The sequence below is a fragment of the Yersinia alsatica genome (assembly GCF_902170305.1).
In the GTDB taxonomy this organism is placed as follows: domain Bacteria; phylum Pseudomonadota; class Gammaproteobacteria; order Enterobacterales; family Enterobacteriaceae; genus Yersinia; species Yersinia alsatica.
Genome location: NZ_CABHWW010000010.1, coordinates 51,695 through 64,282, shown reverse-complemented (window position 1 = coordinate 64,282; position 12,588 = coordinate 51,695). Strand labels below are relative to the sequence as shown.

Genomic DNA, 12,588 nt, shown 5'->3' with positions numbered 1-12,588 from the left:
ATGAAACTGAGAGTTTGGCTAGAAGAAAACATCAATTCAGATCACTGCGCAATGCTGGATCAGGCAAACCAGCCGGTAACAGGATTCTCGGAGTTGCGCAGATACCTGATCGAGTGCCCTCAGGAATTGCAGAATGCTCAACTATACGCTGATGACGCCTGCTTGCAGAAGATTTCCGGTTACTGGATCTGGCACCCTAATTTCTATGCAGGAGAAGTGGATCTAGAGTTGGTGCTGGATGATAGAGGTACCACTGTGAGCTGGCGTGTGGACGTGAGCAATGATCCGCTAAAAAGTGGCAAAGAAGCGTGGCAGCAATTCCTCCAGGATATAATCGCCTTTGACAGTTTAAGAATTGCAGGCAGTGAACCTGCTCAACATCAATTAGGGGGAATGTCGCGCTATGCGGGGGTCTGGCTACGTTATGCACGTATAAAGCAGTTTTTCCCACGTTATGAACAGGGATTGAACGCCGTTCTTCATCACCCTGTTTACGGATATCAACAACAGACGAAACAATATCCACTGGGCAGACTGAAACAGATTACACCTTCAGTAGTGCAACAACTTGTCCGGTATGCAGATCTGCTGACTGGGAGCTCTGCGGAGTCGCGATGCTCCGATAATGATATCAATCAGTTACAGGTAAGGGCCACACATTCCGATATCACCTGGGATACTCCTGCCAACCGTCAATTAAAATACCAGTTGCAGCTTATTGACCGCCGGGTAACCCAGGTGCTCACCACTCTAAAGAACATACAAAAGGCTAACGTTAAGGAAATCTCCGATACACGAACCAATATCAACGATCGGCTGGAACGGAGGATTGACTATCTGATAGCTGCAAAGAAGCTGTTGCGTTACACCGTCGAACAGATGCCCTTTTTCGCTGCTGACCCAAAACAGTCGAATGGTCTGGATTTCGATGCCATTGCCGGACACCCTCACTACCAACTGACTTGGCGCATGGGAGTCAGATTACTTCGTGAAGGTATATCCGGCTTGTCCCGTGATGAAAACCATTATCTGATACCAAGCTGGGATGTCTACGAGGCGTGGTGTTTTGTCGCGTTAGCGGAAGGGCTAAAACGTAAACTTCCCGACATAAAATGGAAACTGTCGCAATACGCCGGAAGACTTACATTCCGGGCAAAACATAATGGCCAGAGCATTAAACTGCATAGCCAAAAGTCGTTTCCCGCTTTATTAAAAAGACCGTCAATAAACGACGATATGCCCCATTCCATTAGCTCCATGCGTAGACCCGATTTGATACTGGAAATCACCACATCAGGTACAACGCAGTTCATCTGCCTGGACAGTAAATATACTTCACGAGGAAAGCGCATTCTTGAAGAAATGGCATCCGCACATATTTATCATGATTCCCTGCGTTTGCAGCAAAAGCGACCGGTACTTTCATTGTTACTGGTTCCTCGCAATCAAGAACTTGAAAGGCTGGAGTGTGAATCCTGGTGGCAGCAACATCAGACAGGCTGTTTTACCCTAAATAATAGTGAAAGCGCTTCCGTTTTACTCGATAGACTCTGGAAGTATCTTATTCCAGACAATGTCCATTCGCTTGCAACGCTGGCGAGTTAATGAGCATTCTAGGTAAAAATGGACTGGCTGTACTGTCTTGATTAACGGGATTGCTTAATAAATCAGACTTTAGGGCCAGTTGCCCTGTGATGAATCTATGGCTCAGGCAATACGTATGCTTTCTGGCTCGCTTGCTTTCGTCATTTTATCCACTGCACGCTGACCTGTCCCATTGATTGACATACAGATCTGATACACAAAAAGTCGACACCTTCCTAGACAACTCGCGCGCCCCTATAACTGACGCTGTTCCAGGCTGGTATAAATCGTTTTGATTTCACCTTTTAAGCTTTCGCCATGGTACACCATCGACGTATCGTATCGTTGATACCTATCTTCTCGAGCGGCACTAAACCAGTTAAACGACCCTACGCAGAGTAAACCCTCGTCCCCAATCACAATTTTACTGTGAACGCGATTGACCAGTTTTGTAGTAATACCTATCTCGTTAAGCTTTTCTACAGCATCGTTAAGGCGCAGTCGTTTCTCTTTGCGTTTTTCATAATCAACGTGTTCGGTATTGTAATTTCTATCTGTCACCACAGTGATATCAATGCCGCGTGAGCGCGCCTGGATCATCGACGTCAAAAAGCCGGTTTGTTCCAGCTTTTGCCAAGTCAGCCAAGGGGAAACGATAGTAATGCTCTTTCCGATAGTGCCAAAAGTCTGGTTAAGAAATGCATCATGCTGTTCCACACCGTGCAAGGTTGAGATCTGCGTTTGTGCCGCGCTTAAATCTTTGCGCTCCTGAAACTCAAACTGCAATGCATTGCTGGTGGAAGCAAACAGATATTTTGCCAATAATCCTCGCGGGGAAGATCCGGGCTGGATCTCGAATAAGTCCATATCACCAAAGACTAGGAAGCTATCTTTAGCGCGGGATACGGCAACATTCAGCATGCTACTATCGCTGTCGATAAACCCACCATCTTCATGTTTCGAATAGACCGGTGAGAAGAGCACAATTGCTCTTTCTGCCCCCTGCAACGAATGCACTGTACCAACCGTTAGCGAATCCTCACTACCGCTACAGTTAATATCGAGCTTGCGTAATACGGCTTTGATAGCGTTGACCTGCGCTGAAAATGGCGTCACGACTCCAACCACTTTATGCAGCGCTTTGTTGTAATGACGCTCGATTTCTTCTTTGTGAGCTGTGAGCCAAGCCGCTATTGTCTCTGCCTCGAAAGCGTTATAACGGCTCCCACTGTTTGCCTGCATGCCTTTGCCATCAATATGCAGATAGCCCATCGCAGGAAAAAGCGTCTCATTTTCGGTTCCCCGCTTTGGTTGTAACTTGCCGTGATAGCACAGCGTATTGCAGTAGCCGATAATGTTATCGAAGCAGCGACGGTGCTCGTACAGATACATCCCACGGGCTAAATCCGGATCGTAGTGATAGCGAGAGTTAAACTGGGCAATCTTCATTACGCTGCCCGATGCTGCACTTTTCCCTGAATCACACACCAGTGCATAGGCATCCGTAAGCTCTTCCTGAGTACCGCCGGGGAGAATGTTCTCCTCCACCATATTACCGATATCAATGCTGGGTAAACTGTTCCAGATGGGCGCAATCTGCTCAGTATCGCCAATCACTAGCGCTTTCTTCGCTAGTGCAAAAGAAGCTGCAGCCACTTCGGGGAGCACCTGCCCGGCTTCATCGACGATCAACAGATCGGCAAGATTATAAAAATAGCTTTTATCAAATGGCTTGCCCTTTCCGACAAATTCATTAGTTTTCATATGATGAGGCAGCATGTAGCAGGTCATCACAACACAAGGTGTGAGCTTCATCCTGCGCTGCCAGCGGGCCTTAACAGTTTTAGCTCCTTTGCGGCCTTTTTCTTTTTGAAGATTATCAATCGCCGCCATATCCATCAGCCAGCGACCTTCCCAGTAGTGGGTCGCCAACTGGAATGCCGGGAAGCGGATCTTCATATCGGCAAGCTCATCAGCTCCAGCCAGGCTCAGCTCCTCTTCGCTTGTATGCCCTAGTGACTGGGTTAGTTCATGCCAATATCGGGTAGCGTTGCTTTCGCGTCGGGAAACGTCTTGAGCAAGATCGATTTGCTGCTGATATCCATCCTGTTCTGTTTTCACCTGGGCAACAAGGTCGTCGATATACGCGTCGATACCTTCAGGTGCGGTACCCCGAAACGCAGCCATCCTTGCGCCAAACATATCGTCCAGGAAGAGGTTAATCTGATAGTAGCGCTTAGTACGGACTGCGGGGATCCATGAGAAGAACGCATACACCATCGACTCGTCCGCACGATATTGCTGCCACTGTTTTTTGCCTTGGTTCAATAATGCGATTTCATTCGTGCTGCCGAGTAGTAACGTATTTTTGTCCTGAACGTACTGGTCGAGATCTTCGCTGATGGCGGTCCGTTCCTCACGAATACGGTTCAGACTATCCCATGCCGGCTTAATTTGCTTAAGCTGCTCGGAGTGCTCGACTAAACATTTGTGTAGAAGATCCGCGATGCGTTCGGGAGAGCTGCAATCCGACGATGGAAACGCCGCCCTTGCCTTTTCCAGATAGAGGATCTGTGCCTCTTCAACGTATTCCAGAGATTCAACACGGTTAAAAAAATCATCAGTCTGGTATTTTTTCGCGGCGTCGGCCTTACGACCCGAAGACGGGAAGTAAGCACCATAACTTTTCAGCCCAGGTAACCAGCGCCCGGCCATTGCTCCAGTGCCTGTGGAAAAATCTTTACCAAACGCTTCAATGATGTTGGTCACAGCCTGATTGTTGGTTGATGCGGCTATTACCACTGGTGGCTCGATTTTATTGAGGGCCGCTCTTGCCCATTCAGTGGCAATGATTGAGAGAACCAGAGTAGTTTTTCCGGTTCCCGGCGGGCCATTAACCGCGAGGATATCGCCCGATTGCTGGGTGAGATAATGGTTTAGGGCATCTCGCTGCGCCATTGCCAGCGGGAACTCATCCCCGGAATGCCCCAGACGCTCGCAGAACATGGCATTGGCGGCAAGGAGAGGTTCTACAGATGGCATTTTAGTCGAAGCAAAGCGCGTTAGTAACGGAACCTCTTTTTTGCACGTCAGCAGATGATCGTACATGGGCAGGATATGGATACTGGCCCCTCCGGGTTGGTTCGCTTTGATAACATAACCATACCCAGCCGGTTCGTATTGCTCGTGGGTAGAGAGCCATGTTTCCGCCACGTTCTTCAGGAGATTATTTGACTCAGTTAGATACTTTTGCCATTGCAACTGGTGCTTTGCATAACGTTCAGCTCGCTGCTCGTCATTTTCCTCAAGGCCTTGCTGTTCATCATCCTCATCAAAGGTAGTCGAGTTATGCGTGGTTTTATATTTATCATATTGCGCCATCTCGCCAATTGAGAAGGTGCCTTTGGGGAGCGGTTCGAGTAGATCACGAGGAATGGTGGTTGCCCCAGTGGGGAATAAAAATCCTTCACGGTTCAGGAGAGCAGAAGTCACTAACGGGGTGACGATGCCCGGCGCTCCGGCCGTCCGTTCTTTGCCATGCTGTACCAGGCGGATCCATGCTTGTGGGCGTAGCAGCACTTCAACGGTTTTCACCGTATCGCCTTCCCCCTCAAAGAACGCACGAACAATTTCCTCATTCAATCGTCCCGTGGTGATATCCATCCACTGGGTGAATGCATCCGTATCTCTGCGCTCAAATGCCCCTTTGCCAGACTCGGCATCTGCTAAGGAGTTGCGCCAGTATGATGCAAATCCCTGAGTATTTATGTCCATCCCTGCCCCATAATTTAATGAAAATTATTGATTTCGTTGATATACACGTAGTACATGATTAAACATTGTCCACGATGCGAACTTGATAGCAATAGGAAATCCGGACTCGCCAATAAAGTCTAATTCATTGAATTATAAATAATGATAAACTTACTTTATATACTCAGTGATTTTTGATTGATAGCATCAATATATCAATGAGTTAAAAGAAGACAGACTTTACAATTTTAAGTGAGTTTACTAAAGAAAAGCCGGTTGAGGAATAGCAGCTCAGATGAGCCTTACCAGCATACCCGAATAGTGCTTCTTAATAATGCTCTATCAGCCTAAGGCGTTTAAACGTCAGGTGCCCCTCCTCCTTCTGAAGGTAACGAAGATAGTTCGTGATACACCGCGATATGGACATAATCATGACTGCCCAGCATTTCGGCATCACAGATAAATTCCCCGATCCTAACCGTAATACATTGCTGACGGCGTGGATTCAGTGCACCAGAAAACCATTGCGACTCCAGTTTAGTTATCAGAGTTGGGAACGCGATATTAAGAGCCTGAGTGGCTGGAGGGGAAATATGCCGACAGCATGAATATCCAAGTGCATCCGATGTTATTATTTGAGATAAGTTAATAGTAATTTAGGTAATTAAAGAATATAGAGACGATACATTAATTGTGCTGGATTAAAATTAATTCAATTTACTGATTGAATATAATGTTCAATTGCCCATTTCTAATATTTAAACTGGCTGCCGGTGGTGAGATGATTTGCGGTACTGCAATGGCGTCTGATGCATCATCTTCTTAAAGCAGGTAATAAAATAGGTTACTTCATTAAAACCCACCGCTATGGCGATAGCATCAATACTGTCTGCCGTAGTACGCAACAAGTCGCAACTGCGCTTTATGCGGCGAGTTAGCAGAAATTCCTGAATGCTTCCACCGGTTTGCTGATGGAACACGCGTGAAGTATAGCTACGCGAAAGCCCCATCGCCTGTGCCAACTCATCAAGAGAAAACTTCTCTGAGTAGTATATTTCAATCCAGCTCATGATGCGTGAAGCCACCGTTTGCTGTTGTGAAACCAGTGACTGCGGCTGCGCGGGCAAGAAGGCCATGATTTGCATCATCAGAAAAGCCACTTCGCAGGCAGGATAATGGCCTGTGGCATCTATCGCATCAAACTGCGTAAGAATAGTTTCCATAAAATCCGCACGTTCGCTTAAGTCGTAGACCTGCGCAGGAACATTGCTGGCAGCAAGCGCCGCAAACTGTGCCTGATGCCGTGGAAACGCATGCAGAGCGCTCTCGACCACCGATTGCTCAATATGCATGGTAGTACGGTGATAGTGGTTTTTCTCACTGTCATCAACGTGAACTTTATGCAGACGAAACGGCGGGAAGATAAACAAACGCCCAGGTCTTGCTGTGTAGTGTTGATTATCAACCACCACAATACCGTAGCCTTTTGAGATATAGAGCAATTCTACGCACTGATGCCAGTGATAATACACCGCGCTCAAAGAACGCTGACGGTTAAAGGAAATAACCCGACTATCAAGAGTGATCCGCTCAAGCAGTTGTGCTTCGCTCATTATTCTCCAGGACAACAAATTTAAATTTTTACGCTACCAATTACAATTTATTACCGCTGCGATATGAAAAATCCAGTGAATTTGAAACGGCGGTTCAATTTTGTGAGCAGGCTCACTCAGTGTACTAAATAAAAGCAGTTACTCTTCGCTACGACGTCGTGTGAATATCTTTAGAAAACATTAATAACAATGACTTATCTATTTCTCGTTTCAAGCGGGAGGACATCGTGCAACCTAAAAATATAACTGTATCCAATCCGTTGCTGTGCCGGAATGATACCCAGCAATTGGTTAATGAATTACTTAACGCAGTTACACCTTTTTTTAAAAAAGATGCTAGCCGCATAGACCTCGCTAATTTCACTGCACATTACGGACAAGCAGTGGCGAGTATGGAAACTTTTTCACGTCTGCTGTGGGGAGTGACACCATTACTTGCTAGCGGCAGCGAGCCGGAACATTTTGCTTTTTATATTCAAGCAATAAAAAACGGTACGGACCCTCAGCATATTGATTATTGGGGTAAAGCTGCACCTTACGACCAGCGCATTGTGGAAATGGCCGCTTACGGGCTGTTATTGGCGCTGGCCCATAAATCCGTGCTGGCACATTTTAACGAGCAGGAAAAGAACAACTTTTGGCGCTGGCTGAAACAGTGTGAAACTCAGGACATACCTGATAACAACTGGCACTTTTTCCCGATTCTGGTACAGGTTGGTTTTCATCATGCCGGGATGCCGGAAAACCCGCTAGCGCTGGAAAAGCACTTCGCCGCGATGGAGCACTATTATCTCGGTGACGGTTGGTATTCCGACGGGCTGGGCCGTCCACGTGATTACTACATATCTATGGCCTTCCATTTCTACGGCCTGATTTATTCGAAATTGATGACCGATGTTGACCCCAAACGCTGCGCAATACTACGCCACCGCGCCACTCAGTTTGCTGCTGATTTTATTCATTTCTTTGCCGACGACGGGGCCGCTATTCCGTTTGGCCGCAGTCTAACCTATCGCTTTGCGCAGGCAGCTTTTTGGAGCGCCGCCGCCTTTGCCGGTTTAGAGGTTTACTCGCCGGGCGTAGTAAAAGGCATTGTTTTGCGCCATTTACGCTGGTGGATGAAACAGCCGTTGTTCGATCGCGACGGCATATTAAGTGTGGGTTACAGCTATCCGAACCTGATTATGGCGGAAGATTACAACGCTCCGGGTTCGCCGTACTGGGGGCTGAAAACCATGTTGGTGCTTGCGTTGAGTGAAGACGATGTGTTCTGGCAAGCACAGGAATTACCGTTACCAGAGCTTGCCGCACAGCACAGCATTCCCCATGCCGATCAAATTCTGGTTCACCAGCCCGGTCATTTATGGATGCTGACTTCCGGGCAACTTGAGCTGAATAATTTCGTCAATACCGAAACCAAATACTGCAAATTTGCTTACTCCACTCGCTACGGCTTCACCATTGAACGTGGGCGCTATGGTCTTTCCCACGCAAGTGCAGACTCGATGCTGTTGCTGAGCGAAAAAGACAATTACTGGCGCGGGCGACGTGACTGTTCTTTTGTGCGAACGGAGGACAGCGCAATTTACAGCCGCTGGCAGCCGTGGCACGACGTCACCATCGACACTTGGCTGCTGCCACTTGGTGACTGGCAAATACGTGTTCACCACATCAGCACCGCGCGCGATCTCGACACGGCAGAAGGCGGTTTCAGCCTGCCAAATAGCACGATGCAGCAAGCTCAGATGGAGCACGGTAGTTGCCAGTTCACCACCCCGACGGATGTCAGCGCGATCTTTTGTTTAAGTTCAAATATGCGCAGTGGCGAACAGGTGTTAACGCCACCGAACAGCAATTTATTGTTTGCCGAACGTGCTGTGATCCCACTTTTGCGAGGAGAAATCACGCAAGGGAAACACTTATTGATTAGCGCAGTCTGGGCTGGAGAGACATCAGCCTTCAATGCACAGCTTTGCCCACAGGTCCTTATTGGCGATGACGAAGTACGCCTGGTAACGGCCCATCATGAAAAACGTCTCACTTTAGTCGATTTGCCGTGATGGCTCAGGAGAAACTCGTATGACGATTTCGACAATTACTCGCACCGCACAGATAAAAATGAGCAGCTTCATTTTTCTCTATTTCTTTACTTGGTCATCAAGTTTTGGACTTTATGCACTGTGGCTCAGCCAGAAAGTCGGGCTGGACAGTATCACTATCGGCAGCGTATTTGCCATTAACGGCGTATTTGCAGTGATCCTCAAACCGATTTATGGCTACATCATGGACAAAATCGGCATGAGCAAATACCTGCTCTATTTCGTTTGCCTAGTGTCCGCGCTGATGGCACCTTTCTTCGTGTTTATTTACCAGCCTCTGCTTTTGAGTCACACCATGGTAGGGATTGTTATCGGTGCGTTCTACCTAAGCCTCGGTTGGTATGCGGGTGTGGCTGCGTCCGAATCTTATGCCGACCGCTTTAGCCGTTTATATGGCCTGGAGTTTGGTCGTATTCGTATGTGGGGATCGCTCGGCTGGGCGATGGCGGCTTCGGTATCTGGCCTACTGTTTAACTTCACACCGCTGGCAAATTTCATTGTTAGCAGCACCACTTCAGTTCTGATGCTGCTGGTGCTGATTAGCCTGAAAATTGGCGACGAACACTTGCGTAATAACAATGTAGTTTCGGCGAATAAGATTGTTTTTGCCGATGTATTGGTGCTGTTGCAAAACCGCAAGTTCTGGATGTTTAGCCTCTACGTCGCTGGCGTAGTGTGGATGATGTTTATCGCCGAGCAGCAGTTCCCGCGCTATTTCGTCTCGTTCTTCTCGACCAAAGAACAGGGCAATGCCTGGTACGGCTATCTGAGCACCGTTCAGTCCGGCACCGAGTTTGTGATGATGATGTTTATCCCGCTACTGGTTAACTATTACGGAGCAAAACGCGGGCTACTGCTCTGCGGTTGCGTGGTGGGTGCGCGCTTGATTGCTTCCGGCCTGACCTCCGATCCGTTGATTATTTCGATCATTAAACCCTTCTACGGCCTTGAGATTTCACTGCTGCTGATTTCAGTTTTCAAATACATCGCCGAACATTTTAACAAGAAAGTTAACGCGACCATGTACCTGCTTGGCTATCAGGCGATGATATATGTCGGTTCCGTCGTGGTTGCGCCTCCTGCTGGCTATCTTTACGACAAAATTGGCTTTGAGCACACCTACCTGATGATGGGTTCTTGCGCGTTGCTGTTTACTTTAATTTCCGCCTTTACACTCTCGCGCTGTCAGTCAAAACGCGATGAATCTCGTAATTTTACCCCAGTGCTCAATACTGCCCCGATTGAACCTGTTAAACCTTAATTCAGGAGATGTTATGACTCATTCTGTGAAGACTGAGGCCCTGCGCCCGATTGAACTGCACCAGACCGATAGACTGGCACTGCGCCAGAAACTGGACGAAGCACTGGCACGCATTACGCGCAAGCTGGACAAAAACATGATTGCCTTTGGCGATAAATTCCCCGGTGAAGCTTGTGAAAATGGCGTCTGGCCACGTACTGAAAACGTGGAATGGACCACGGGTTTTTGGCCAGGACAACTTTGGCTGGTCTGGGAAATGACCGGGGATAAGAAGTACCGTGAAGCTGCCGAGCGCTATGTTGCTTCATTCACGGAACGTATCGAGAAACGCATCGATACGGCGACTCACGATCTCGGCTTCCTGTATTCATTATCCTGCGTTAACGCATGGCGACTAACCGGTAATGAATCTGCTCGTCGGTCGGCACTGAAGGCTGCCGATGCACTGATGGAACGCTTTAATCCGACAGCGAAAATCATTCAGGCATGGGGCGACTTAAACGACCCAGAGCAGCAGGGGCGTATGATAATCGACTGTAATATGAATCTACCACTGCTGTACTGGGCCAGCGAGCAAACCGGCGACCCACGTTATGCACAGGCGGCGATAGCACACGTCGAACAGGCCGCGAAATACATCGTTCGGCCGGACGCCTCGACCTGGCACACTTACTATATGGATGTGAAAACAGGTGAGCCGCGTTTCGGCAACACACATCAAGGCTACAACGACACGTCTTGCTGGTCGCGCGGACAGGCATGGGGTATTTACGGCTTCCTGCTCAGCTACTTGCATTCCGGTGACAAAAGCATGGTCGAACTGTCACGCAGCTTGGCGCATTATTTTATCAACCGCCTGCCGGAGGATAACATTTGCCATTGGGATCTGGCGTTACTCGGCACTAATGCAGTACGCGACAGCTCGGCGGCGGCAATTGCAGCCTGCGGCCTACTAGAACTGGTGAAGATATTGCCAACACTTGACCAACATCGCGCCCATTACGAAGAAATGGCACTGTGCATTGTTGAGTCGCTTACCGACAACTATCTGGCGCGCGATGATGAGGCTTGTGAAGGTCTGCTGAAACACTCGGTTTACCACATGGCGAGCGGTAAAGGAGTCGATGAATGTTGCAGTTGGGGAGACTATTTCTACCTCGAAGCGCTGGCACGACTGCGTCAAGTTTGGCATTCCTACTGGTAAGTTTTAACCCCTGGAGGGCAGTAATGAAAACTGTTGCAGTACTACTGGCACCCGGTTTTGAAGAAGGGGAAGCCATTGTTACCATTGATATTCTTCGCAGGTTGAAGATTAATGTACAAACACTTTCCTGTGTTGATACCCGTACAGTGGTGAGCTATCACGATATCCCGATGGTGGCCGATGCTACACTGAGTGAAAGTTTTGATACTACATTTGATGCCATCGTTTTACCGGGTGGCCCGGAAGGCAGCATATTCATGGCTAACAGCAAAAGCGTGATTGCTTTTGTGCAGCGCCACGATGAAGCGGGGAAATTTATCTGTCCAATTTGTTCTGCTGCAGCGCGGGTATTAGGAGGTAACGGTTTGTTGAAAGGCCGTCGCTATGTGTGCTCTGGTGACTTATGGCAACAAGTCACAGACGGCGTTTACGTGGATGCAGACGTGGTGGAAGACGGTAACTTAATCAGCGGCAAAGGATTAGGCCGCGTATTTGATTTTGCTCTAACTATTGCGGCAAGACTGGAAGGGAATGACGCGTCAGCACGCGAGCATGCGGAACATATTTATTACCGGTGGTGAATGCCGGTTATTCCATGTGCGGTTGTGAGAGAGCCTGAAGGGGAATATCCCTTTGGGCTGTTCGACCCTCAAGTTTACCCCTTAAACGTGACAAACTTTCAACCTGAGATTTAGAGGAGATATTTCGTCTGTAGGTATGGAGCATGCGTGGCCGACATTATGCTAGCAGAAACCAAACGCAGTATGGTGGAACACGCCAATCAGGTGATTGTAGTCTGCGATCATACAAAGCTGGGCAACACTTCACTGGCGCAGTTCGCCACTCCGGCACAAATCGACACCATTGTGCTCGATACCCTGCCGGAAGATGCTGCTGATTACCACGAAGCTGGGATCGCATTGTTAAGCGTCCAATGCGAGGAGTAACCGATTGGTAGCGGTTTGCCATCGTAAATGGCCGAGTTCGCAATGAGCCCACATTGAACTCTAAATGAAAATCCACCTAGGCTCATATTGTCGTAGCCGTAACATTTTCACCTCGTTAATATTGTTT

8 protein-coding genes and 1 pseudogene are annotated in these 12,588 nt (G+C 48.3%); 6 read left to right on the top strand and 3 right to left on the bottom strand.

Features of this window, described 5'->3' with window-relative positions; translation table 11 throughout:
• Positions 1 to 1,605, top strand: coding sequence for a DUF2357 domain-containing protein (locus tag FTA96_RS06600; RefSeq protein WP_145573431.1), 1,605 nt, complete (start codon positions 1 to 3; stop codon positions 1,603 to 1,605).
• A 234-nt stretch (positions 1,606 to 1,839) separates the two neighbouring features.
• Here FTA96_RS06600 and FTA96_RS06595 read toward each other — a convergent pair whose 3' ends face one another.
• The 3 genes from FTA96_RS06595 to FTA96_RS06585 form a co-directional block, all read right to left on the bottom strand.
• Entirely contained in the window at positions 1,840 to 5,358 is a 3,519-nt protein-coding gene (locus tag FTA96_RS06595) for an AAA domain-containing protein (RefSeq protein ID WP_145573429.1), read from the bottom strand.
• 335 nt (positions 5,359 to 5,693) lie between these two features.
• Positions 5,694 to 5,873 carry a type IV toxin-antitoxin system YeeU family antitoxin gene (locus FTA96_RS23460; protein WP_235897436.1) on the bottom strand — a complete coding sequence of 60 codons (180 nt, stop codon included), beginning with the start codon at positions 5,871 to 5,873 and terminating at the stop codon, positions 5,694 to 5,696.
• Positions 5,874 to 6,095: 222 nt separating this feature from the next.
• The gene (locus FTA96_RS06585) at positions 6,096 to 6,950 is read right to left on the bottom strand and encodes a helix-turn-helix domain-containing protein (protein WP_087817817.1); all 855 of its coding nucleotides are present in this window, start codon (positions 6,948 to 6,950) and stop codon (positions 6,096 to 6,098) included.
• 227 nt (positions 6,951 to 7,177) lie between these two features.
• Between FTA96_RS06585 and FTA96_RS06580 the strand changes: the two genes are divergently transcribed.
• The 5 genes and pseudogenes from FTA96_RS06580 to FTA96_RS06560 form a co-directional block, all read left to right on the top strand.
• Complete coding sequence (locus tag FTA96_RS06580; protein WP_145573427.1) at positions 7,178 to 9,010, top strand: DUF2264 domain-containing protein; 1,833 nt, start codon at positions 7,178 to 7,180, stop codon at positions 9,008 to 9,010.
• Between the two features lie 19 nt (positions 9,011 to 9,029).
• Entirely contained in the window at positions 9,030 to 10,310 is a 1,281-nt protein-coding gene (locus FTA96_RS06575; protein ID WP_050108822.1) for an oligosaccharide MFS transporter, read from the top strand.
• A 13-nt stretch (positions 10,311 to 10,323) separates the two neighbouring features.
• A complete protein-coding gene (locus FTA96_RS06570) occupies positions 10,324 to 11,514 on the top strand; it encodes a glycoside hydrolase family 88 protein (RefSeq protein WP_145538116.1) in 1,191 nt (396 codons plus the stop codon).
• Between the two features lie 23 nt (positions 11,515 to 11,537).
• Entirely contained in the window at positions 11,538 to 12,095 is a 558-nt protein-coding gene (locus FTA96_RS06565; RefSeq protein ID WP_050144953.1) for a DJ-1 family glyoxalase III, read from the top strand.
• Positions 12,096 to 12,227: 132 nt separating this feature from the next.
• Positions 12,228 to 12,461: pseudogene (locus tag FTA96_RS06560) on the top strand (DeoR/GlpR family DNA-binding transcription regulator); the annotation flags it as partial.
• Positions 12,462 to 12,588: the final 127 nt, after the last annotated feature.

What these genes read in the sequence shown, in the direction of transcription:
- FTA96_RS06600 (WP_145573431.1), top strand. Translation starts at nt 1, where the DNA reads ATGAAACTGAGAGTTTGGCTAGAAGAAAACATCAATTCAGATCACTGC.
- FTA96_RS06595 (WP_145573429.1), bottom strand. Translation starts at nt 5,358, where the DNA reads ATGGACATAAATACTCAGGGATTTGCATCATACTGGCGCAACTCCTTA.
- FTA96_RS06585 (WP_087817817.1), bottom strand. Translation starts at nt 6,950, where the DNA reads ATGAGCGAAGCACAACTGCTTGAGCGGATCACTCTTGATAGTCGGGTT.
- FTA96_RS06575 (WP_050108822.1), top strand. Translation starts at nt 9,030, where the DNA reads ATGACGATTTCGACAATTACTCGCACCGCACAGATAAAAATGAGCAGC.
- FTA96_RS06570 (WP_145538116.1), top strand. Translation starts at nt 10,324, where the DNA reads ATGACTCATTCTGTGAAGACTGAGGCCCTGCGCCCGATTGAACTGCAC.
- FTA96_RS06565 (WP_050144953.1), top strand. Translation starts at nt 11,538, where the DNA reads ATGAAAACTGTTGCAGTACTACTGGCACCCGGTTTTGAAGAAGGGGAA.